General features: G+C 55.8%; 21 protein-coding genes. 8 read left to right on the top strand and 13 right to left on the bottom strand.

The window, feature by feature from the left end; all coding sequences use genetic code 11:
• Window positions 1–224: 224 nt before the first annotated feature.
• Window positions 225–791, bottom strand: coding sequence for a D-glycero-beta-D-manno-heptose 1,7-bisphosphate 7-phosphatase (gene gmhB, locus PGR29_RS20755; protein ID WP_047044557.1), 567 nt, complete (start codon window positions 789–791; stop codon window positions 225–227).
• Window positions 792–979: 188 nt separating this feature from the next.
• Between gmhB and metN the strand changes: the two genes are divergently transcribed.
• From metN to proS, 6 genes are all read left to right on the top strand, one after another.
• On the top strand, window positions 980–2,011 hold the full coding sequence (metN, locus tag PGR29_RS20750; protein WP_087860830.1) for a methionine ABC transporter ATP-binding protein MetN: 1,032 nt from the start codon (window positions 980–982) through the stop codon (window positions 2,009–2,011).
• A complete protein-coding gene (locus tag PGR29_RS20745; RefSeq protein WP_045390177.1) occupies window positions 2,004–2,657 on the top strand; it encodes a methionine ABC transporter permease MetI in 654 nt (217 codons plus the stop codon). Before metN ends, PGR29_RS20745 begins: the two co-directional genes overlap by 8 nt.
• A 43-nt stretch (window positions 2,658–2,700) precedes the next feature.
• Window positions 2,701–3,516 (top strand): methionine ABC transporter substrate-binding lipoprotein MetQ, encoded by an 816-nt coding sequence (gene metQ / locus PGR29_RS20740; RefSeq protein ID WP_113374448.1) that lies wholly within the window; start codon window positions 2,701–2,703, stop codon window positions 3,514–3,516.
• Window positions 3,517–3,624: 108 nt separating this feature from the next.
• A complete protein-coding gene (gene rcsF, locus PGR29_RS20735; RefSeq protein ID WP_015704458.1) occupies window positions 3,625–4,032 on the top strand; it encodes an Rcs stress response system protein RcsF in 408 nt (135 codons plus the stop codon).
• Entirely contained in the window at window positions 4,029–4,736 is a 708-nt protein-coding gene (gene tsaA, locus PGR29_RS20730) for a tRNA (N6-threonylcarbamoyladenosine(37)-N6)-methyltransferase TrmO (RefSeq protein ID WP_316425216.1), read from the top strand. Before rcsF ends, tsaA begins: the two co-directional genes overlap by 4 nt.
• Before the next feature lie 112 nt (window positions 4,737–4,848).
• Window positions 4,849–6,567 (top strand): proline--tRNA ligase, encoded by a 1,719-nt coding sequence (proS, locus tag PGR29_RS20725; protein ID WP_047065175.1) that lies wholly within the window; start codon window positions 4,849–4,851, stop codon window positions 6,565–6,567.
• Window positions 6,568–6,629: 62 nt separating this feature from the next.
• On the opposite strand, the gene nlpE is transcribed toward proS, so the two are convergent.
• The 3 genes from nlpE to PGR29_RS20710 are packed head-to-tail and all read right to left on the bottom strand — an operon-like array spanning window position 6,630 to window position 8,326.
• Entirely contained in the window at window positions 6,630–7,328 is a 699-nt protein-coding gene (nlpE, locus tag PGR29_RS20720) for an envelope stress response activation lipoprotein NlpE (protein WP_087860832.1), read from the bottom strand.
• Between the two features lie 42 nt (window positions 7,329–7,370).
• Complete coding sequence (gene arfB, locus PGR29_RS20715; protein WP_045390167.1) at window positions 7,371–7,784, bottom strand: alternative ribosome rescue aminoacyl-tRNA hydrolase ArfB; 414 nt, start codon at window positions 7,782–7,784, stop codon at window positions 7,371–7,373.
• On the bottom strand, window positions 7,781–8,326 hold the full coding sequence (locus PGR29_RS20710) for a YaeQ family protein (RefSeq protein ID WP_045376632.1): 546 nt from the start codon (window positions 8,324–8,326) through the stop codon (window positions 7,781–7,783). The genes arfB and PGR29_RS20710 overlap by 4 nt, the downstream gene beginning before the upstream one ends.
• A 196-nt stretch (window positions 8,327–8,522) precedes the next feature.
• On the opposite strand from PGR29_RS20710, the gene PGR29_RS20705 reads away from it, so the two are divergent.
• Together PGR29_RS20705 and rof are read left to right on the top strand one after the other, a co-directional pair.
• Entirely contained in the window at window positions 8,523–8,723 is a 201-nt protein-coding gene (locus PGR29_RS20705; protein WP_087860833.1) for a YaeP family protein, read from the top strand.
• The gene (rof, locus tag PGR29_RS20700) at window positions 8,710–8,970 is read left to right on the top strand and encodes a Rho-binding antiterminator (protein WP_113374446.1); all 261 of its coding nucleotides are present in this window, start codon (window positions 8,710–8,712) and stop codon (window positions 8,968–8,970) included. The genes PGR29_RS20705 and rof overlap by 14 nt, the downstream gene beginning before the upstream one ends.
• 15 nt (window positions 8,971–8,985) lie before the next feature.
• Here the strand turns inward: rof and tilS are convergent, their stop codons facing one another.
• The 9 genes from tilS to lpxA form a co-directional block, all read right to left on the bottom strand.
• Window positions 8,986–10,287, bottom strand: a complete 1,302-nt coding sequence (gene tilS / locus PGR29_RS20695) for a tRNA lysidine(34) synthetase TilS (protein ID WP_316425214.1) — start codon at window positions 10,285–10,287, stop codon at window positions 8,986–8,988.
• A 68-nt stretch (window positions 10,288–10,355) separates the two neighbouring features.
• On the bottom strand, window positions 10,356–10,745 hold the full coding sequence (locus tag PGR29_RS20690; RefSeq protein WP_015704453.1) for a VOC family protein: 390 nt from the start codon (window positions 10,743–10,745) through the stop codon (window positions 10,356–10,358).
• Between the two features lie 62 nt (window positions 10,746–10,807).
• Window positions 10,808–12,946: a lysine decarboxylase LdcC gene (locus tag PGR29_RS20685; RefSeq protein WP_113374444.1), complete on the bottom strand. Its 2,139-nt coding sequence runs from the start codon at window positions 12,944–12,946 to the stop codon at window positions 10,808–10,810.
• Window positions 12,947–13,046: 100 nt separating this feature from the next.
• Window positions 13,047–14,831 (bottom strand): chitinase, encoded by a 1,785-nt coding sequence (locus PGR29_RS20680; protein ID WP_316425213.1) that lies wholly within the window; start codon window positions 14,829–14,831, stop codon window positions 13,047–13,049.
• A 191-nt stretch (window positions 14,832–15,022) separates the two neighbouring features.
• Entirely contained in the window at window positions 15,023–15,982 is a 960-nt protein-coding gene (gene accA / locus PGR29_RS20675; RefSeq protein WP_045390153.1) for an acetyl-CoA carboxylase carboxyl transferase subunit alpha, read from the bottom strand.
• Window positions 15,983–15,994: 12 nt separating this feature from the next.
• Window positions 15,995–19,477 (bottom strand): DNA polymerase III subunit alpha, encoded by a 3,483-nt coding sequence (gene dnaE, locus PGR29_RS20670; RefSeq protein WP_087860838.1) that lies wholly within the window; start codon window positions 19,475–19,477, stop codon window positions 15,995–15,997.
• 17 nt (window positions 19,478–19,494) lie between these two features.
• Window positions 19,495–20,094: a ribonuclease HII gene (gene rnhB / locus PGR29_RS20665; protein ID WP_015368153.1), complete on the bottom strand. Its 600-nt coding sequence runs from the start codon at window positions 20,092–20,094 to the stop codon at window positions 19,495–19,497.
• Window positions 20,091–21,239, bottom strand: coding sequence for a lipid-A-disaccharide synthase (gene lpxB / locus PGR29_RS20660; RefSeq protein WP_015704449.1), 1,149 nt, complete (start codon window positions 21,237–21,239; stop codon window positions 20,091–20,093). The genes rnhB and lpxB overlap by 4 nt, the downstream gene beginning before the upstream one ends.
• A complete protein-coding gene (gene lpxA, locus PGR29_RS20655; protein ID WP_316425212.1) occupies window positions 21,239–22,027 on the bottom strand; it encodes an acyl-ACP--UDP-N-acetylglucosamine O-acyltransferase in 789 nt (262 codons plus the stop codon). The genes lpxB and lpxA overlap by 1 nt, the downstream gene beginning before the upstream one ends.
• Between the last annotated feature and the right edge of the window lies 1 nt (window position 22,028).

Here is a 22,028-nt window from a genome sequence, read left to right as displayed (position 1 = left end):
TTGCGACGCGCTTTAGCGCTCTGTCGCGAGGTGGCGTATATTACGCTTTCCTCTTTCAGAGTCAACCCTGAATTTCAGAATTTTTCTCTTCAACCGAACCGGCTGTTTGTGTGAAGTGATTCACATCCGCCGTGTCGATGGAGGCGCATTATAGGGAGCCCGCCGGGAATGACAAGCGGAAAAATACATTTTTATTTCAACCGCTCATCTTTTATACGTAACGCTTATTTTTGCTGCTTTTTGATAGCCGCAGGCAGGTCCGCCAGGCTATTTAGCACCCAATCTGCGGCGCTTTCCGCTTCTTCGGTAACCGGCTTACCGGTACGCACCAGCACTTTCGTTCCGACATTCGCCGCCGCAGCCGCCTGCATGTCTTCGAGTTTATCGCCCACCATATAAGAAGCGGCCATATCAATATGCAGGAAATCGCGTGCGGAAATGAGCATCCCTGGATGCGGCTTACGGCAATCGCAGGTCTGGCGGAACTCTTCAACGCTTCCCTGCGGGTGATGCGGACAATAATAGATACCGTCGAGATCCACGCCGCGGTCTGCCAGCGACCAATCCATCCATTCGGTGAGGGTCTCAAATTGCGCTTCCGTGAATTTACCGCGCGCGATGCCTGACTGGTTGGTCACCAGCACTAACGCAAATCCCATTGCCTTTAGTTCACGCATGGCATCAATGACGCCGTCGATAAACTCAAAGTTGTCGATTTCGTGGACATAACCATGATCGATATTAATCGTGCCGTCACGGTCGAGAAAAATTGCGGGTACAGACTTTGCCACCGGTTTGCTCCTGATAAAGGCTAATGCCGTTAGTATCGCATGTTTCGGCATGCAAGAAAGTGCTCATTATAAAGAGTCAGATTGATTTAGACGTCTGGATGCCTTAACATCCATTTCATTGACAGGCATCGCCTGGACACGGCAGAAGAAAATGCCACGGCAAACGGCTAAACGATAATAAATAACTGATGATTAAACTTTCGAATATTACCAAAGTGTTCCAGCAGGGGAACCGCACCATACAGGCGCTGAACGATGTCAGCCTGCATGTCCCTGCCGGGCAAATTTACGGCGTGATCGGCGCTTCCGGCGCAGGTAAAAGTACGCTGATTCGCTGCGTTAACCTGCTGGAACGCCCAACCGAAGGTAGCGTGCAGGTTGATAACCAGGAACTCACCGCGCTGACTGAAAAAGAACTGACTCGCGCGCGCCGTCAGATTGGCATGATCTTCCAGCACTTTAATTTGCTTGCTTCACGTACCGTTTTCGGCAACGTGGCGCTGCCGCTTGAGCTGGACAACACGCCGCCGGCGGAAATCAAACGCCGCGTTAATGAACTGCTTGACCTGGTTGGTCTTGGCGATAAGCACGACAGCTATCCGGCAAACCTCTCCGGCGGCCAGAAACAACGCGTGGCGATTGCCCGTGCTCTGGCCAGCAATCCAAAGGTGCTGCTGTGCGATGAAGCCACCAGCGCGCTCGACCCGGCAACGACCCGTTCGATCCTCGAACTGTTAAAAGACATTAACCGTCGTCTGGGGCTGACCATTCTGTTGATCACCCATGAAATGGACGTGGTTAAACGTATCTGCGACTGCGTGGCGGTCATTAGCAATGGTCAACTGATCGAGCAGGACACCGTGAGCGAAGTCTTCTCCCATCCTAAGACGCCGCTCGCCCAACAGTTCATTCAATCTACCCTGCATCTGGATATTCCGGATGACTATCAGGCGCGCCTGAAGCCCACGCCGCTGCCTGACAGCGTGCCGATGCTGCGTATGGAGTTCACCGGCCATTCCGTCGATGCGCCGCTGCTGTCGGAAACCGCCCGCCGCTTTAATGTGAATAACAACATTATTAGCGCGCAGATGGATTACGCCGGCGGAGTGAAGTTCGGCATCATGCTGACTGAAATGCACGGCACACCAGAAGATACCCAGGCGGCGATCGCCTGGCTGCAGGAACATCATGTAAAAGTAGAGGTACTGGGATATGTCTGAACCAATGATCTGGCTGCTGGTTCGCGGCGTGTGGGAAACGCTGGCTATGACGTTTGTCTCCGGCTTCTTTGGCTTTGTGCTCGGCTTGCCGGTCGGCGTACTGCTGTACGTTACCCGTCCGGGGCAGATTGCCGCCAACGCCCGACTGTATCGTACGCTATCGGCGCTGGTGAATATCTTCCGCTCGATTCCATTCATTATTTTGCTGGTGTGGATGATTCCGTTTACCCGCGTGATCGTCGGTACCTCGATCGGCCTGCAGGCAGCGATTGTGCCATTAACGGTTGGCGCCGCGCCGTTTATCGCGCGTATGGTGGAAAACGCGCTGTTGGAGATCCCAACCGGGCTTATCGAAGCCTCACGCGCGATGGGCGCAACGCCGCTGCAGATCGTGCGTAAAGTTCTGCTCCCTGAAGCGCTGCCGGGTCTGGTGAACGCCGCCACCATCACACTCATCACCCTGGTGGGTTATTCCGCGATGGGCGGTGCGGTCGGTGCCGGTGGTCTGGGTCAGATTGGCTATCAGTACGGCTACATCGGCTATAACGCGACGGTAATGAATACCGTACTGGTATTGCTGGTTATTCTGGTTTATTTAATTCAATTCTCTGGCGATCGTATCGTCCGGGCTGTGACTCACAAATAACGTTATTGACACACAACACTAATTCTTACAGGAAGGAAATAACATGGCCTTTAATTTAAAAACCTTTGCGGCAGTTGGCGCATTAATCGGTTCTCTGGCTCTGGTGGGTTGCGGTCAGGATGAAAAAGATCCTAACCATATTAAAGTCGGCGTGATCGTCGGCGCGGAACAGCAGGTTGCTGAAGTCGCGCAGAAAGTGGCAAAAGAGAAGTATGGCCTCGACGTTGAGCTGGTAACCTTCAACGACTACGTGTTGCCGAACGAAGCGCTGAGCAAAGGCGACATCGACGTTAACGCCTTCCAGCACAAACCGTATCTCGACCAGCAGATTAAAGATCGCGGTTATAAACTGGTTTCCGTCGGTAACACCTTCGTCTATCCGATCGCTGGCTACTCGAAGAAAATCAAATCTCTGGACGAACTGCAGCCGGGCTCACAGATTGCCGTACCGAATGACCCGACCAACCTCGGCCGTTCTCTGCTGCTGCTGCAGCAAGTGGGTCTGATTAAACTGAAAGAAGGCGTAGGCCTGCTGCCGACGTCTCTGGACGTGGTTGAAAACCCGAAAAACCTGAAGATTGTTGAGCTGGAAGCGCCACAGCTGCCGCGTTCTCTGGACGACGCGCAGATCGCTCTGGCGGTCATCAACACCACCTACGCCAGCCAGATTGGCCTGACGCCGGCGAAAGACGGTATCTTCGTTGAAGATAAAAACTCGCCATACGTAAACCTGATCGTCGCCCGCGAAGATAATAAAGACGCGGAAAATGTTAAGAAATTTGTTCAGGCTTACCAAAGCGATGAAGTTTACGAAGCCGCTAACAAAATCTTTAACGGTGGCGCAGTGAAAGGCTGGTAATCTGCTTTCAGCGTAATATCATTCAGGACGGGCTTTATGCCCGTCTTGTCATTTATGCAAGCACCTGATTCAATAGCGCCCTGTTTTATAATTCATTGAGGAAATACTATGCGTGCTTTACCGGTCTGTTTGTTAGCACTCATGTTAAGCGGTTGTTCTATGCTAAGCAGATCCCCCGTTGAGCCTGTTAAAAGCACCGCAACCACGCCAGTCCAGACGGAAACGGCTAAACCAAAAGTCTCACGTCCCGCACCGGTTAGAATCTATACCGATGCCGCCGCGCTGGTAGGGAAACCTTTCCGCGATCTGGGTGAAGTGAGCGGCGAATCATGCCAGGCTTCAAACCAGGACTCCCCGCCGAACATCCCGACCGCCCGTAAGCGCATGCAAATCAACGCGGCCAAAATGAAGGCCAACGCCGTGCTGCTGCACAGCTGCGAAGTGACCAGCGGTACGCCAGGCTGCTACCGTCAGGCCGTTTGCCTGGGTTCAGCGCTTAACGTCTCGGCACAATGAGTGCATTTCAGTTCGCGCAGATAGGCGTCATCCGCTCGCCGTATAAAGAGAAGTTTGCCGTTCCTCGCCAGCCAGGGCTGGTTGAACACGGCGGCGGAGAACTGCATCTATTAGCGCCTTATAACCAGGCGGACGCCGTGCGTGGACTGGAAAACTTCAGCCATCTGTGGGTGCTGTTTGTCTTTCATCAGACCATGGCTGGCGGCTGGCGCCCGACCGTGCGCCCTCCCCGCCTTGGCGGCAACGCGCGTATGGGCGTCTTTGCGACCCGTTCGACGTTTCGACCTAACCCTATCGGCATGTCGCTGGTTGAACTAAAAGGCGTTCGCTGCCATAAGGATCAGGTGATACTGGAACTTGGCAGCCTCGATCTCGTTGACGGCACGCCGGTGGTTGATATCAAACCTTATCTTCCCTTCGCCGAGGCCCTGCCGGATGCCAGCGCCAGCTATGCGCAACAGGCGCCGCTGGCTGGAATGAATGTCAGCTTTACGCCGGAAATAGAAGCACAGCTACTGACGCTTGAAAAACGCTACCCGCATATCAAAGCGTTTATCCGAGAAGTACTGGCCCAGGATCCGCGCCCGGCTTATCGCAAAGAGGAAGAAGCAGGGAAAACCTACGCCGTCTGGCTGCTCGATTTCAACGTGCGCTGGCGGGTAATCCCCTCCGGTTTTGAAGTCTTTTCTCTCGAACCGCGCTAATTTTATTTTCCTCTCTTTTGGCATCTTTGCCACACTGGTAAACTAAACCACTTTTTTTGTTTCAGGCTGGCTCTCCAGCCTGTTCCGATCGTCCAAATGGAACCGTAACAACATGCGTACTAGCCAATATCTGCTCTCCACTCTGAAGGAGACACCTGCCGACGCCGAAGTCATCAGCCATCAGCTGATGCTGCGCGCCGGGATGATCCGCAAGCTGGCCTCAGGGTTGTACACCTGGCTGCCGACCGGCGTGCGCGTTCTGAAAAAAGTCGAGAACATCGTGCGTGAAGAAATGAACAACGCCGGTGCTATCGAGGTGTTAATGCCGGTAGTTCAGCCTTCTGAACTGTGGCAGGAGAGCGGTCGCTGGGAGCAATATGGCCCTGAGCTGCTGCGCATTGCCGATCGTGGCGATCGCCCATTCGTCCTCGGGCCGACTCACGAAGAGGTCATTACCGACCTGATTCGCAATGAGCTGAACTCGTACAAACAGCTGCCGCTGAACTTCTACCAGATTCAGACCAAGTTCCGCGATGAAGTCCGCCCGCGTTTCGGCGTGATGCGCTCCCGTGAGTTCCTGATGAAAGATGCTTACTCTTTCCATACCTCTCAGGAATCGCTGCAGGAAACCTACGACGCGATGTATACCGCTTACAGCAAAATCTTCAGCCGTATGGGGCTGGATTTCCGCGCGGTGCAGGCTGACACCGGTTCGATCGGCGGCAGCGCTTCCCATGAGTTCCAGGTACTGGCGCAGAGCGGCGAAGATGACGTGATCTTCTCTGACAGCTCCGACTACGCGGCGAACATTGAATTTGCCGAAGCCGTCGCGCCGAAAGAACCGCGCGCAGCAGCGACGCAAGAGATGACGCTGGTGGATACGCCGAACGCGAAAACCATCGCCGAGCTGGTTGAGCAGTTCAATCTGCCAATCGAAAAAACCGTGAAGACCCTGCTGGTGAAAGCGGTAGAAGATAGCAGCTACCCGCTGGTCGCCCTGCTGGTACGCGGCGATCACGAACTCAACGAAGTAAAAGCGGAAAAACTGCCGCAGGTCGCGAGCCCGCTGACCTTCGCCAGCGAAGAAGAGATCCGCGCTATCGTTAACGCGGGCCCGGGTTCTCTCGGTCCGGTTAACATGCCGATTCCGGTAGTTATCGACCGTACCGTCGCGGCCATGAGCGATTTCGCCGCCGGCGCCAACATCGATGGCAAACATTACTTCGGCATCAACTGGGATCGCGATGTCGCGACTCCGGAAGTTGCTGATATTCGTAACGTCGTTGCCGGCGATCCGAGCCCGGATGGAAAAGGCACTCTGCTTATCAAACGCGGTATCGAAGTGGGCCACATCTTCCAGCTGGGCACCAAGTACTCTCAGGCAATGAATGCCGCGGTGCAGGGCGAAGATGGCCGCAACCAGATCCTGACCATGGGCTGCTACGGCATTGGGGTCACCCGCGTGGTGGCCGCCGCTATTGAGCAGAACTTTGACGATCGCGGGATTATCTGGCCGGACGCTATCGCGCCGTTCCAGGTCGCTATTCTGCCGATGAACATGCACAAGTCCTATCGCGTGCAGGAGCTGGCCGAGAAACTCTATGCTGAACTGCGTGCGCATGGCATCGACGTGCTGATGGACGATCGTAAAGAGCGTCCGGGCGTGATGTTCGCCGATATGGAGCTGATCGGCATCCCTCATACCATCGTGCTTGGCGATCGTAACCTCGACAACGATGATATTGAATACAAACATCGTCGCAACGGCGAGAAACAGCTGATTAAGACCGGGGATATTGTGAATTACCTGGTGCAGCAAATTAAAGGTTAATTTCCCCTTTAAAGCTAAAAGGCCTCGCAATAGCGAGGCCTTTTTAATTACAACTGCACGGATTACTTACCGCAATCTTTACCTGGAATAAATTTACTGTCTTTATCCGTCATTAGCGTTTTCATCATCTCGCCGGTATCCGGGTTCGCTTCGAGAGTGAAGTGCCCTTCTACCACCAGCAGTACCGGACGAGTATCGGTCCCGCGCGCGGCGGCGTAATCACGTTCAAGCTGAGCGTTATTGGCAACGGCCACCGTTTTACCTGTGACGCAATCGGTAAAGGTTGCCGCATCCGCCATATAGAAATACATCCCGCGCATTGCCATCGGTGTCGTCGGCAGGCTGGCTTTCACCGACTCCAGCGTATAGTTAAGCGTTGACTGAATCGGGTTGCCGTCACGATCGAGCATTTCCAGCTTGTCGCCTTTCGCCCGATAGTAGGATTTCTCGCCTTTGCTATTGGTCAAGACCAGTTTATCGGCGGTACGCGCCCAGGTCCCATATGAAGCGAAAGATGACGGCTCGCGGCTAACGCCCTGATAACGTTCATTCATTACCCAGGTGCCATCTTTCTCAAGGAACAAAGAGGTTTCAATCCCTTCGCAATCCGCGCAAGGCAAAATACCGCGCCAGCTTTGCTGCATCGGTTTCAGCTCTTCCATCGCGGCCGGCTGAACCGTCTCCACCTCAGCGCGATGATTGCAGCCAAACAGCGCAAAGAGCGAACAGGCCGCTGCGAGCGAAAATACAATTTTCTTCACTGTGAATTCCTTATAATCCATTCCACCCGTCCGCCACGCCTCTTAATGGCGAACTTTCCCACGCAGCGCTTTGACTGAGGACTTTTGCGCCTTGGAGGCAAGTCGTCGCTCTTTTGACGCCCGAGTCGGTCGCGTCTCCCGGCGGCTTTTTTGCACTGCGGTTAATTCTTTTATCAGCGTAACCAGTCGCGAGATCGCCGCTTCGCGATTCATCTCCTGGCTGCGATATTCCTGAGCCTTAATGATAACCACACCGTCAGCAGAAATTAAGTGGTGACTGGCGGCGAGCAGGCGTTCTTTATAAAACTCAGGCAGGCTCGATGCTTTAATATCAAAACGTAAGTGAATCGCCGTCGAGGCCTTATTCACATGCTGACCGCCCGCCCCCTGTGCGCGGACCCCGGTAAGCGAGATCTCCTCATCCGGGATGGAAACGCTGCGGCTAATCGTTATCATGCCGGCTGCTGCCAGGCCGTTAAATGAATTTCCAGATTATTCCGATCGTCAGATAACCAGATACCGCCGTCCTGCAGGGTTGCCTGCAGCGTCATGGTGCGATCGGCAAAAGCGCTCAGCTGCGCCAGTTGCGCATCATCAAGATACCAGATGGTCAGCTTCGGATACGCCGCAAGCTTGTTCTGATTCTGCTGCCACCAGATTTCAGCCGCTCGGCTATTATAGGCAAACAGCGCCACCTCCTGCGCCCGCGAGCAGGCTTTCTTGAGGCGTTTCTCGTCCGGTAACCCCAGCTCAATCCACAGATCGACGCCCAAATGGTCGTTTAATTGCCACAGCTCCGGTTCATCATCCGAGGACAACCCGCGGGTGAACTGCAAGCGTTCGTTAGCATATTTGATCCACGCCAGCAGGCGCAGCATCATACGCTCCTGGGTTTCTGAGGGATGTTGCGCCAGCGTCAGGTTAGCATCCAGAAACTGGTTGCGATCCAAATCGGCAACATTCACCACAGCTTTATAAATCGTCGCTTTCAGCGCCATGAATAAACTCCTGAAAAAAATGGCGTACATTGTAGCGAAACTGGCGACAAAAGGCTGTCGGCAATCGCAGGTACTCCTTTCATCCTGCTGATATTGCTTAGATGACTATGGTATAGTCACCTTGCTAAACAGAGTTTATCTTCGTAGGCTTAAACTTGCATCCCACGGTTAAGTCAGAACGCTGACAGGAGGGCATGTGGATCAATATTGTGAGTTAATACGCAAGCGGTATGCGGAAATAGCCAGCGGAGACTTAGGGTATATCCCGGATGCGCTGGGCTGCGCGTTGAAAGTATTAAATGAGGTTGCGGCGGATCAGGCCCTTTCGGAGTCAGTCAGGGAAAAGGCCGCTTATGCGGCGGCAAACTTATTGGTGAGCGATTATGTCAATGAATGATACTTATCAACCCATTAACTGCGATGATTATGACAACCTCGAGCTTGCCTGCCAGCATCACCTGGTGCTGGCGCTGGCCCTGAAAGATGGTGAACAGCTGCAGGCCAAAGCGAACGATCTTATCTCGCGTAAAAATGTCGAGTATCTGGTGGTAGAACTTGCCGGTAACGTCCGCGAGCTACGCCTGGATAAAATCGCCAGTTTCAGCCACCCGGAAATTGGCACCGTAGTGGTCAGCGAATCCTGAAGCCCATCGGGCGGCTTAGCCGCCCGTTTTCCGCCATACCAGCTGTAACCCCTCGCCTTCCTGCACTTGCCCCTCTCTGGTGACAAACAGTCCATCGGCCGCCGCAATCAACGTTTCGCCATAAAATAGCAGCGGCGTAGTATCCCGACGCCAGGGGGCGACCGCCATTTCCTGCCAGATTTTCTTAAGCTTACGCCCGCCCGGACGCCCGACGATGTGCAGATTACCACTGGCGCGAAAACGTATCGATACCGGCTCATCCGCGCGCGGCATGCGTAACGGCCCGCCGGACTGCAACGCCAGTTCTCCCAGCGTTTCCGGCAATATTAGCGATGTAGTGGGGTCCTCCCATGGCAACTCACGCTCGGTCAGGCCAGGCAGATGCTTTACCCAATACAGGCGCTGCTGGTAGCGCCGGACGGCAAAACCGCCTAACCGTAGGCAAGGCGCGGCGTCTTCACGCGCCAGCGCCACTTCCTGCCAGATGCGCTCCGGCATTTCGCGCGACGGCATCGGCGCCTGTTGGGAAGCCAGCCAGCGGCGCAGCAGCGCCGCACGACGCGCCGCGCTCATCGCACTTAGCGGTTCTATCGCCAGCGAACCGCGCTCATCGACCAGCGCGGCGAGCTCCGCCGACAGCATTTCATCGAGCAACTGTTCCTGTTCGCCACATAAGCTGGCGCTGCGGGCAACGGCCTCGGCAAAATGCGGCCAGCGCTCGCTCAGTAGCGGTACCACCCGCAGGCGCAGAAAGTTGCGATCGTAGGCATCATCCTGATTACTTTCATCTTCAATCCAACGCAGCTGATAAGTCAGCGCCCACTGATGTAGGGAATCACGGCTCTCATTGAGCAGCGGACGCAGCAATTTGCCACCAGCGAACTCGCTACAGGCCGCCATCGCCGATAAGCCGGTCGGGCCGCTACCGCGTTTGAGCGCCAGCAGGAAAGTCTCGCATTGGTCGTCGAGATGTTGTGCCGTCAATAACGCTTCACCTGGCAAAAGCGCTTCACGGAAGACCTGATAGCGCGCCTGACGAGCATGCGCTTCGATCCCCAACCCCTCATCCGCCAGCGTTACGCGCACCACCTGTAGCGGCACCTGCCACTGCTGGCAAATATGTTCGCAATGCTCAACCCAATGGTCAGCGTTGGCGCTCAGGCCGTGGTGAATGTGAATCGCGCGCAGTTGAACCGCTGGCTCGCGCTGGCGCCAGCGTACCAGCCGGTGCAGCAGGACGGTTGAGTCCAGGCCGCCGCTGAAGGCCAGCAGAAACTGACGATGTGGTCGAAGCGATGAGGCAATATCCGGCGTCATGATCGTGCGTATGCAGCTAAGAAGAGATAGCCCGGCACGTTACGCGCCAGGGCTGGTTCTGGCAAGTATTACTGTTGGTAAATCTCCAGCGGCAGGCCGTCGGGATCGTTGAAAAAGGTAAAACGCTTATCGGTAAACGGATCGATGCGGATAGCTTCACAGGCGACGCCGTGCGCCTGCAAATGCGCAACCGCGGCATCAATATCGTCGACGCTAAACGCCAGGTGGCGCAGACCACAGGCTTCCGGGCGGCTTGGACGCGCAGGAGGGAACGGGAACGAAAACAGCTCGATGACATACTCGCCGTTCAGCGCCAGGTCGCCCTTCCACGAATCACGCTCGGCGCGGTAGAACTCGCTTTGCAGCGTAAACCCGAGGATGTCGCAATAGAACGCTTTGCTCTTCGCGTAGTCTGTCGCGATGATGGCAATATGGTGAACTCGTTTTAAACCCAGCATGGTTGTTCTCCTCCTGTTGAAGCCCAACACGTTACTCGCGCCGCCCGCCGCCGCGCAAGCCCCTAATTATTTTTTAAGACTCGTACACGGTAGACGCCGTCTTCATCACGTTTGGCCCCGTGGATATCGGTTTCAAAACCTGGGTAGTGGCGGCCGATCGAACAGAGCATCAACAGGAAATCGAGCACCGCGCGGCTCTCTTCGGTGATCATCTCTCCCGGCATCAGCAACGGCACGCCAGGCGGATACGGCAGGATCATATTTGCCGAAATACGCCCCACCAGTTTCTCCAGTTCGATGGTTTCTACTTCGCCCTTAATCTGTCGCTGCCAGGCCTGATGCGGGGTCATTTTCATCTCCGGCAACACGTCGAACGCCCGCAGCATCAGCTGTGAGAGCTGGTGCTGACGGATCAGGCGGTGGATCCCCTGCGCCAGATCCTGGATGCGCATATTGCGGTAGAAGTCCGGATCCTCAGCGTAGAGATCCGGCAACATGTTTTTCACCCTCAGGTTAAGATCGTAGGCGCGTTTAAACTCGGTCAGACCGCGCAGCAGGCCCATCGCTCGAGTTTTATCAATACCGATACTGAACAAGAACAGCAGATTGTACGGCCCGGTTTTCTCCACCACCACGCCGCGCTCGTCGAGGAATTTCGCCACCAGCGCCGCCGGTATCCCCTCTTCCGCCATATTGCCCTGCTCGTCCATACCCGGCGTGAGAATCGTGACTTTGACCGGATCGAGGAACATATGGTCGGCATCGGCGTCCTGGAATCCATGCCACGTTTCTCCAGGGGAAACAGGCCAGCATTGCGCTTCTTCGACCTCTTCCGGCTGCCAGATATCGAAGAACCAGCCGTCAGCCTCCTCACGCAGGCGCTGAACCTCCTTACGGAAATGTAGCGCGCGTTCGATGGAGCGCTGAATCAGGCGTTTTCCGGAGTTACCGCGCAGCATCGCCGCCGCGGTCTCTATCGAGGCGACGATCGGATAGCTTGGCGAGGTAGAGGTATGCATCATAAAGGCTTCATTGAAGGTATCTTCATCGTAGCTGCCTTTAATATGGATAAGCGAAGCCTGTGACAACGCCGCCAGCATTTTATGCGTCGACTGGGTTTCGAAGATCACTTTCCCCGGTACGCGGTCGCCGCTCATACCGCTTTTCCCCTGATAAATCGGGTGGAAGTGGGTATAAGGCACCCAGGCGGAATCGAAGTGGATCGACGGCACGTCAAGGGTTTGTTTAATCCAGGTGGTGTTATACAACAGCCCATCATAGGTGGAGTTGGTGATCACCGCATGCACCGGCCACTGCGCGCCGCGAGTTGTCTCGACTTTGTGCTGGACGCTGTCGCGGGTAAATTCCCGTTTCGGGATGCCGCCGAGGATCCCCAGCGCGTTACGGGTCGGTTTTAGCCATAGCGGTACGATATCGCTCATCATCAGCAGATGCGCCAGCGATTTATGGCAGTTGCGATCGATAAGCAACGTACTGCCAGCGGGCGCCGAATACATGCCGACAATTTTATTTGAAGTCGAGGTACCGTTGGTCACCATGTAGCTCTGCTCGGCGCCAAAGGCGCGGGCAATATACTCTTCCGCTTCCAGATGCGGGCCGGTATGGTCCAACAGCGACCCCAGTTCGGTAACGGAGATAGAAACATCGGCCTTCAGCGTATTACCGCCGAAGAAATCATAAAACAGGCAGCCGACCGGGCTTTTCTGGTAGGCGGTTCCCGCCATGTGTCCGGGGGTACAAAAGGTATATTTCCCCTCCTGCACATAGTTAAATAACGCTTTGGTAAATGGCGGCGTGATGTTGTCCAGATATTCATTGGTATACTGGCGAATGCGGGTAGCGATATCTTCCGCCAGACCCAGCGCATATTCGAAGAACCATAGCGCCATGCGCAGGTCCTGGCTGCTGACGTCCATCGTCGAGTGCGTATTGATAAAAGCATACAGCGGCAGATATTCGTTCAGGCGATTGATATCGCTGCATAAATCAACGCTGTACTCGTCCCAGTCGAAGATAACGCCGCAGATACGCGGGTTGTGTTCGATAAACTGCAGCAGGTCGGCGCTGTTTTGCGGCCAGATGGTCTGGAATCCTTGCTTCTGCAGAGCGGCTTCCAGCTCTTTGATCGGTTCGTCTTTATGGTAGACGCCGTGGGGCCCCATGATGGCGATGATATTCACGCTTTCCTCCTGGATTTACCTAAGGTAAGCATAATATCAATCGCGCCAGTGCTTAGCACTGGCGGATTTATCTTAGTCCTGAATCATAGCAAAGCGATGATTACAGCGCCTTCCACGCATCCCCCCAGGCCAGACCTGCGCCCGGTTCGTAGTAAGTTGGCGCCACGTTGCACCAGGCTCCTTCCGGGAAGGGCTTGCACTGGAAAAGCGCGCCGTGGTTATTGACGATGTCACCCGGCTTCCAGCTCTGGCTGGCGCTCCACGCTGGATAGCTGATGACGCCGCTATCGCCTGCCGGCTCATCCTTCGCTTCCTCTGCCGGCGTTTTCGCCTTCACATTGAGAGTGTAGGTTGCGGTACTGGACAGACTACCATCGCTGACGGTCAGGCTAACCACATACTGAGCATCTTTGTCGCTCTGCGGCGCGCTGAAATTGATAACCGCTTTATCCGCACCGCTTAACGTCTGCCCATCCTGCGACATCCAGCTATAGCTCAGCTTATCGCCGTTAGCATCGGTAGAGCCTTCCGCACTCAGCGACACCAGGCTACCGGCTTCAACAGCGCCCACCGGGCCGGCAATACGCGCCACCGGCGCCACGTTTACCTGTGGGGCAGGCGTAACGTCATCCGTCTTATCAGACGCGCCATCGCTACCCGCATCATCAACCACGGTTACGTTGAAGTAGTGCTGCACGCATTTGCTGTAATCCCCCTCTTTGAACGCGCTGTACGGCGTCTGATAACTCACCAGCTGGCAGGCATTGGTTTTGCCGTCTGCGCTGTTCGGATCCCATCCCCAATCCTGTTCCCAGTAGATTGGCAGCGCGCCGGCACCGCCTTCATCAAACTGCTTCATGTTCTTACAGCCCAGCACTTCATCATCAGCAATAGGCACTTTGAGGTAGTTGGCGAACTCTTTGTAATAGGCAATACGGTTAAGCGACTGGGCATTTTCCGTGGCGCCGCCGCATTCGACGCCGCCGTTGATGATCTGGATGCTCACGCCAAACCCCGGCACCAGGCCATTGCTCTTATCACGATCGTTTGGCTGCCAGGTGCCGTCGATAACGTGCAGCATGGAGGGTTTTGGCGGCTGCGGGTAAACAAAGAAGAAGACCGCGCTGGCGAGGTTCATCCATGAGTCCGCCACCAGCTGTGGTTTATCCAACAGCGGACGGACGTCGCCATACATCGCCTCGGAGAACGGTCCGTAGTTGTAGTTATAGGAAAGCTGTTTAGCACCGCGACCAAAGTAGCTGAGGAAATCGCCATCGGCATCTTTACCGCAAGGCCAGGTCTGCCCCTGCCAGACATCCGGGTTACATTCGCCGTTATAGCCGCCCTTTTGCCCTTCGGTCCAGCCAACTTCGCGCAGATAGACCAGCGCCTGGCGCCATTCCGGAATATCGCGCCAGCTCTCGTGACCGCCGGTTTCCTGGGCGAAGTGGGCAAACATGGTAGCCAGCGATTTACGGCAGATTGCGTCGCTATCACGACCGTCGGTGTAGGTGCCGCAGACCGCCGGGAATTTACCAATCGCCTTCAGGAAGTTGCTGTAGGTATATTCCGGCGCGCGCATCGGGAACAGATAATCCCAATCCTGCTCGCTGAGCATGCCTTCAACGCGTTTAACGTTCTCCGGGTTAGCCGCCCGACCGGGCTCAATCTTTTCGACTGAAGCGTTATCGAGGGTACGAATAGAAGACTTCACCGCGTCCATTAGAGGAAAATCGGTTAATGCTTTTTCTTTCGCCGCCAGCTCGCTGGCTGTCATGGTGGTGGCTTCAGTGGCGCTGAGCAGCGGCGCAGCCTGTGCGGTGCTCAGACTTAACATGATCCCTGCGGCCACGGCGCTCAAGGCGACAGTTTTATGAATTGCCATAATATTATTCTCCTTTTCCTTGTGAACGGTCTGCCCAGGCGTTGTCCCCGGCAGTTAGCGCAGTGTCACGGGAGAAGGACATCATCGGCTAATCACATCACCTCATTGGCGCATCATCTTGCCTCAGTAGAAAAATGATAAAAAAAGGGGCCGGAAATGCGGCCCCTTAGAGAAAATAATGTGCTGAATAATCAGGCGTAGCCGTAGCTCATCAGACGCTGATAGCGGCGGTTACGCAGCTCTTCTTCGCTGAGGGTATCCAGGTCAGCCAGGTCGGCCAACAGCTGTGCCTTCAGGCTCGCCGCCATCGCTTCCGGGTTACGGTGGGCGCCGCCCAGCGGTTCTGGAATGATGGAATCAATCAGCTTCAGCTCTTTGAGTCGCGGGGCAACGATACCCATCGCTTCCGCGGCCAGCGGCGCTTTATCCGCGCTTTTCCACAGAATAGATGCGCAGCCTTCCGGCGAGATAACCGAATAGGTGCTGTATTGCAGCATGTTGACCTTATCACCTACGCCAATCGCCAGCGCGCCGCCGGAGCCGCCTTCGCCAATCACGGTGCAGATAACCGGCACGCTCAGACGCGACATTTCACGCAGGTTGCGGGCAATCGCTTCCGACTGGCCGCGCTCTTCCGCGCCAACGCCCGGATAGGCGCCAGGGGTGTCGATGAAGGTAATGATCGGCATTTTGAAACGCTCAGCCATTTCCATCAGGCGCAGCGCTTTGCGGTAGCCTTCCGGCGCCGGCATACCAAAGTTACGACGGATCTTTTCTTTGGTTTCACGGCCTTTCTGATGACCGATGATCATCACCGGGCGACCATCAAGACGCGCAATACCGCCAACGATAGCTTTATCGTCAGCGTAGGCGCGATCGCCTGCCAGCTCGTCAAATTCGTCGAAAGCCAGGCGGACATAATCCAGGGTATAGGGACGACGTGGATGGCGCGCCAGTTGGGCTACCTGCCATGCGCCAAGATCGGCGAAGATTTTGCGCGTCAGCTCTACGCTTTTTTCGCGCAGACGATGCACTTCTTCATCGATGTTAATATCCAGTTTCTCATCCTGACGGCTTACTGCAGTCAGGGAATCGATTTTCGCTTCCAGCTCTGCGATAGGCTGTTCAAAATCTAGGAAATTCAGACTCATAGTATTCCTGTATTAGTCAAACTCCAGTTCCACCTGCTCCGAGCCGATAAGGCCACGCAGATCGTTAAGTAAACGATCGCTCGGAGAGACGCGCCATGTTGCGCCAAAACGCAACCGCGCGCGCGCATCCGCCCTCTGATAATAGAGGTGTACTGGAATGGTTCCCGAACGGTGGGGTTCCAGAGACTGACGGAGTCGGTTTAAAAGCTGGTCATCAATTTGCCTGTCCGTCAGCGAGATAGCAAGCCCGCGAGCATATTTTTCCCGGGCTTCGTCAATATCCATGACTTCACGGGCGGTCATTTTAAGGCCCCCGCTGAAGTCATCAAAGCTGACCTGTCCGCTGACGATAAGTATGCGGTCTTTTTCCAGCAACTGCTGGTATTTATCCAGAGCGTCGGTGAATAACATCACCTCCAGACGCCCGGAACGGTCATCCAACGTACAGATGCCGATACGATTGCCGCGCTTGGTGACCATTACCCGCGCAGCAATAACCAGACCCGCCGCCGTGGTCACTTTACCACGATCGGTCGGGTGCATGTCTTTGAGTCTCACGCCGCCAACGTAGCGTTCGATCTCTTTCAGGTATTGGTTAATCGGGTGGCCGGTCAGATACAGCCCCAGCGTTTCCCTTTCACCATCCAGCACCACCTGCTCCGGCCACGGCTGGCAGCTGGCGTAGGATTGCTCGATTTGCTCCGGCTCTTCCGCCAGCACGCCGAACATATCCGCCTGACCAATCGCTTCGGCTTTGGCGTGCTGATCGGCGGCTTTCAGCGCATCGTTCAGCGAGTTCATCAGCGCCGCGCGATGTGGGCCGAGGCGGTCGAACGCCCCGGACATAATCAGTTTTTCCAGTACCCGGCGATTGAGCTTTTTGATATCGGTACGGGCGCACAGGTCAAACAGCTCGCGGAAGTAGCCGCCATTGTTACGCGCTTCGATGATGGCTTCAATCGGGCCTTCGCCGACGCCCTTAATGGCGCCGATACCATACACGATTTCCCCGTCGTCGTTGACGTGGAAATGATACAGACCGGAGTTGATGTCCGGCGGCAGGATTTTAAGCCCCATGCGCCAGCATTCATCGACCAGGCCCACCACCTTCTCGGTGTTGTCCATATCGGCGGTCATTACCGCCGCCATAAACTCGGCCGGATAGTGGGCTTTCAGCCACAGCGTCTGGTAGGAAACCAGCGCATAGGCGGCGGAGTGGGATTTGTTAAATCCATAACCGGCGAATTTCTCCACCAGGTCAAAGATTTTCATCGCCAGTTCGCCGTCCACGCCGCGCTTTTTCGCCCCTTCTTCAAAGGTGCCGCGCTGCTTGGCCATCTCTTCCGGCTTTTTCTTACCCATCGCACGACGCAGCATATCCGCGCCGCCGAGGGTATAACCGGAGAGCTCCTGGGCTATCTGCATGACCTGTTCCTGGTACAGGATGATGCCGTAAGTCGGCTCCAGCACAGGTTTCAGACATTCATGCTGCCACTGGACGTCCGGATAGGAAATCTCTTCGCGGCCGTGCTTACGGTCGATAAAGTTATCTACCATCCCCGACTGCAGCGGGCCCGGACGGAACAGGGCCACCAGTGCGATCATGTCTTCGAAGCAGTCAGGCTGCAGACGTTTAATCAGATCTTTCATGCCGCGCGATTCAAGCTGGAAGACCGCGGTGGTTTCCGAGCGCTGCAGCATGTCGAAGCTTTTCTTGTCATCCAGCGGAATCGCGGCGATGTCCAGCGGCCCTTCGCCGTTCTTCGCCCGGCGCTTATTGATCATCTCCAGCGCCCAGTTGATGATGGTCAGCGTACGCAGGCCGAGGAAGTCGAATTTTACCAGCCCGGCGTATTCAACGTCGTTCTTATCAAACTGGGTAACCGGGTGCAGCCCCTGCTCATCACAGTACAGCGGCGCGAAATCGGTGATTTTGGTCGGCGCGATAACCACGCCGCCCGCGTGCTTACCGGCGTTACGCGTCACGCCTTCAAGCTTACGCGCCATATCAATCAGCGCTTTAACTTCTTCGTCCGCTTCGTAGATTTCCGGCAGCTGCGGTTCCGCTTCAAAGGCTTTCGCCAGCGTCATGCCAGGATCCGGCGGCACCAGCTTAGAGATTCGGTCAACAAAGCCATACGGATGGCCCAGCACGCGGCCCACGTCGCGAATAACCGCCTTCGCCGCCATGGTGCCGAAGGTGATGATCTGCGATACCGCGTCGCGGCCATACATATCCGCAACGTGCTCAATCACCTGGTCGCGTTTCTCCATGCAGAAATCGACGTCGAAGTCGGGCATCGAAACACGTTCCGGGTTAAGGAAACGTTCGAACAGTAGGTCAAACTCCAGCGGGTCAAGGTCGGTAATTTTCAGCGCGTAGGCTACCAGCGAGCCGGCGCCGGAACCGCGTCCCGGCCCTACCGGCACGCCGTTATCTTTCGACCACTGGATAAATTCCATGACGATCAGGAAGTAGCCCGGGAACCCCATCTGGTTGATAACCTGCAGTTCGACATCCAGACGTTGGTCATATTCCGGGCGACGCTTAGCGCGCTCTTCGGGATCCGGGAACAGGAATTCGAGACGTTCCTCCAGCCCCTCTTTCGACTTCATTACCAGGAAATCTTCGGTGGTCATGTCGCCGGTCGGGAACTGCGGCAGGAAGTATTCGCCAAGGCGCACGGTAACGTTGCAGCGTTTGGCGATCTCAACGGTGTTTTCCAGCGCTTCCGGGATATCGGCAAATAGCTCGCACATCTCCTCCTCGCTGCGCATATATTGCTGCGGCGAGTAGTTGCGCGGACGCTTCGGATCGTCGAGGGTGAAGCCATCGTGAATGGCGACGCGAATTTCATGAGCGTCGAAGTCGCCGGTTTCCAGGAATCGCACATCGTTGGTCGCCACTACCGGCAAACCATGCTCCTCCGCCAGTTGAACCGCGGCATGAAGATAGCTTTCTTCGTCCTGACGACCGGTACGGATCAGCTCCAGATAGTAGCGATCCGGGAAATGTTGTTGATAGAAGGAGAGACACTGCTCTACCAGCGGCATGTTTCCGCGGATCAGGCTGACGCCAACGTCGCCTTTACGCCCGCCGGATAGCAAAATCAGCCCTTCCTGATGCTCAACCAGCCAGTCGCGATCGATCCAGGGTCCGAGCGCGCCATAGCCGCGCTGATAGGCGCGAGAAATGAGCAGAGTCAGGTTCTGATAGCCGGTATTGTTGGCCGCTAAAACCGTCAGCTCGCTGAATTCATCGCCAAGCAGATCGCACTGAACATGGAAGTCAGCGCCGACAATGGGTTTAATCCCGGCGCCATGGCCCGTTCCGTAGAACTTAACCAGACCGCAGAGGTTGGTGAAATCGGTGATCGCCAGCGCAGGCATGCCCAAAGCGGCCGCCTTTTTCACCAGCGGCCCGGTTTTCGCCAGCCCATCGATCATGGAATAGTCGCTGTGCACCCGGAGGTGTACGAAACGTGGTTCAGACATCTTTAGATCCCAGTGACTTAGTTGGACGCCAGGCCCAGCGCGCGTTTCACCGGGCCGAAACTACGCCGGTGGTGCTCTGTTGCGCCGTGTTCCTGCAGTTTTTGCAGATGTACAACGGTAGGATAGCCTTTGTGCTGGGCAAAACCGTATTGCGGAAATGCAATATCCAGCGTAGCCATTTCGGCGTCGCGAGTGACTTTAGCCAGAATAGACGCTGCGCTGATTTCCGCCACCCGGCTATCGCCTTTCACTACCGCCTGCGACGGCATCGGTAGCGATGGACAGCGGTTGCCGTCGATAAGCACGAACTCAGGGGTAATACTCAGACCAGCGACGGCGCGCTGCATCGCCAGCATCGTGGCGTGTAGGATGTTCAGCTCGTCGATTTCATGCGGCTCGGCGCGACCCAGGCTCCAGCACAGCGCTTTGTCTTTGATTTCATCGAACAGCGCCAGGCGGCGCTTTTCGCTTAATTTTTTAGAGTCGTTGAGGCCTACGATCGGCTTGCGTGGGTCCAGGATTACCGCGGCAGTGACCACCGCGCCGACCAGCGGCCCGCGGCCAACCTCATCGACACCGGCGACCAGATGGGTATGTGGATAAACGAACTCCATCATTTTGCTAACTCCAGTACTGCGTCCGCCGCCTGCTCGTCCGCGTTGCAGCGGATCTGCTGATGCAGCGCGCGGAAAGTATCATGCATATCGTGGCTGGTTTTGCCGTCGGCCAACAGCGGCTTCAAGGCGGCGGCCAGCGCCTGCGGCTCGCATTCATCCTGCAGCAGCTCTTTCACCAGCTCGCGCCCGGCCAGCAGATTTGGCAAAGAGACATAATCGGTTTTCACCAACCGCTTCGCCAGCCAGAAGGTAAACGGCTTCATGCGGTAGCCAACGACCATCGGGCATTTCGCCAGCATGCACTCCAGCGCCGCCGTCCCCGAGGCCAACAGCGCGGCATCACTGGCGATCATCGCATCGCGCGCCTGACCATCCAGCATATGTACCGTCATATCCGGCGCCGTCTCAGCTTTGATTCGCTCAAACTGTTCCCGCCGTTTGGCATTGACCAGCGGCACCACAACCTGCAGGTCGGGATAAGCATTACGCAGAAGCTGCGCGGTTTTCAGGAAGTCGGCGCTGAGCATTTCGACCTCCGCGCCGCGGCTACCGGGCAGCAGCGCCAGGCAGTGAACATCATGCGGGATACCCAGACGGTCACGTGCCGCGCCCTTGTCAGGATCCAGCGGCATGGCATCCGCCATGGTGTGGCCGATGAAACGGCAGGGAACGTTAAATCTGTCGTAAAACGCTTTTTCGAAAGGCAGGAATGCCAGAACCAGATCGGTGGATCTGCCAATTTTGAAAACGCGTTTTTGTCGCCATGCCCAAACGGACGGGCTGACGTAATGAATGGTTTTGATGCCCTGCTTTTTCAGGTTACCTTCGAGGGTAATATTGAAATCAGGGGCGTCGATGCCAACGAAGACATCGGGACGCAGTTCGCCGAAGCGGCGCGTTAAATCGGCGCGAATATGCAGTAAGCGGCGCAGACGACCAAGCACTTCAACAATGCCCATCACCGCCAGCTCTTCCATTTCATACCAGGCTTCGCATCCTTCCGCCTGCATCAGCGGCCCCGCCACGCCGACAAAGCGCGCATCAGGGACGCGTGCTTTGAGGGCGCGGATGAGACCGGCGCCAAGAATATCGCCGGAGGTTTCTCCGGCGACCAGGGCAATCGTCAGGGGACGCTGTTCGGCCATTAACGAATCAAGCCGCGAGTTGAACGGGCGAAGAAATCGACAAACGGCTGAACTTCGGGATGCTGAGTCGCCAGTTCGGCGATTTCCGGCTTGGCTTCGTCCAGCGTTTTGCCGCTACGGTACAGCAGTTTATAGGCGTTACGAATCGCGGTAATCGCTTCACGGCTAAAGCCGCGGCGTTTCAGTCCTTCGATGTTGACGCCAAACGGCGTGGCGTGGTTGCCCTGGGCAATCACGAACGGCGGAACGTCCTGAGCGACGCCGGAGCAGCCGCCTACCATAACGTGCGCGCCGATGATGCAGAACTGATGTACTGCAGTCATGCCGCCAATGATGACGAAATCATCCAGAGATACGTGACCGGCCAGCGTCGCGTTGTTGGCCAGAATGCAGCGGTCGCCAAGCGTACAATCATGCGCCACGTGGGCGTTGATCATCAGCAGGTTATCGCTGCCCACCTTCGTTAATCCACCGCCCTGTACTGTACCGCGATGAATGGTGACGCTTTCGCGAATGCGGTTGCGATCGCCAATTTCCACTCGGGTCGGCTCGCCAGCATATTTCAGATCCTGGTTGACTTCACCGATAGATGCGAACTGATAGATCTCATTGTCGCGACCAATTTTTGTGTGGCCATTCACGACAACATGAGACTTCAGTACGGTGCCCTCGCCAATTTCGACGTTGGCGCCCACAATACAAAACGGACCAATGTGAACGTTAGCGCCAATGACGGCGCCTTCTTCTACAATGGCGGTAGGATGAATAAAGGCGGTTTTATCAATCACG

Origin of the sequence: Klebsiella sp. 141203, assembly GCF_032601985.1 — a bacterium.
Classification (GTDB): Bacteria; Pseudomonadota; Gammaproteobacteria; order Enterobacterales; family Enterobacteriaceae; genus Klebsiella; species Klebsiella aerogenes.
This window is presented reverse-complemented; position numbering and strand designations above follow the sequence as displayed.

What these genes read in the sequence shown, in the direction of transcription:
- rof (WP_113374446.1), top strand. Translation starts at nt 8,710, where the DNA reads ATGTCAATGAATGATACTTATCAACCCATTAACTGCGATGATTATGAC.
- PGR29_RS20680 (WP_316425213.1), bottom strand. Translation starts at nt 14,831, where the DNA reads ATGGCAATTCATAAAACTGTCGCCTTGAGCGCCGTGGCCGCAGGGATC.
- arfB (WP_045390167.1), bottom strand. Translation starts at nt 7,784, where the DNA reads ATGATAACGATTAGCCGCAGCGTTTCCATCCCGGATGAGGAGATCTCG.
- metN (WP_087860830.1), top strand. Translation starts at nt 980, where the DNA reads ATGATTAAACTTTCGAATATTACCAAAGTGTTCCAGCAGGGGAACCGC.
- rnhB (WP_015368153.1), bottom strand. Translation starts at nt 20,094, where the DNA reads ATGATGGAGTTCGTTTATCCACATACCCATCTGGTCGCCGGTGTCGAT.
- metQ (WP_113374448.1), top strand. Translation starts at nt 2,701, where the DNA reads ATGGCCTTTAATTTAAAAACCTTTGCGGCAGTTGGCGCATTAATCGGT.
- accA (WP_045390153.1), bottom strand. Translation starts at nt 15,982, where the DNA reads ATGAGTCTGAATTTCCTAGATTTTGAACAGCCTATCGCAGAGCTGGAA.
- lpxB (WP_015704449.1), bottom strand. Translation starts at nt 21,239, where the DNA reads ATGGCCGAACAGCGTCCCCTGACGATTGCCCTGGTCGCCGGAGAAACC.
- PGR29_RS20710 (WP_045376632.1), bottom strand. Translation starts at nt 8,326, where the DNA reads ATGGCGCTGAAAGCGACGATTTATAAAGCTGTGGTGAATGTTGCCGAT.
- tilS (WP_316425214.1), bottom strand. Translation starts at nt 10,287, where the DNA reads ATGACGCCGGATATTGCCTCATCGCTTCGACCACATCGTCAGTTTCTG.
- PGR29_RS20690 (WP_015704453.1), bottom strand. Translation starts at nt 10,745, where the DNA reads ATGCTGGGTTTAAAACGAGTTCACCATATTGCCATCATCGCGACAGAC.
- PGR29_RS20745 (WP_045390177.1), top strand. Translation starts at nt 2,004, where the DNA reads ATGTCTGAACCAATGATCTGGCTGCTGGTTCGCGGCGTGTGGGAAACG.
- dnaE (WP_087860838.1), bottom strand. Translation starts at nt 19,477, where the DNA reads ATGTCTGAACCACGTTTCGTACACCTCCGGGTGCACAGCGACTATTCC.
- proS (WP_047065175.1), top strand. Translation starts at nt 4,849, where the DNA reads ATGCGTACTAGCCAATATCTGCTCTCCACTCTGAAGGAGACACCTGCC.
- rcsF (WP_015704458.1), top strand. Translation starts at nt 3,625, where the DNA reads ATGCGTGCTTTACCGGTCTGTTTGTTAGCACTCATGTTAAGCGGTTGT.
- tsaA (WP_316425216.1), top strand. Translation starts at nt 4,029, where the DNA reads ATGAGTGCATTTCAGTTCGCGCAGATAGGCGTCATCCGCTCGCCGTAT.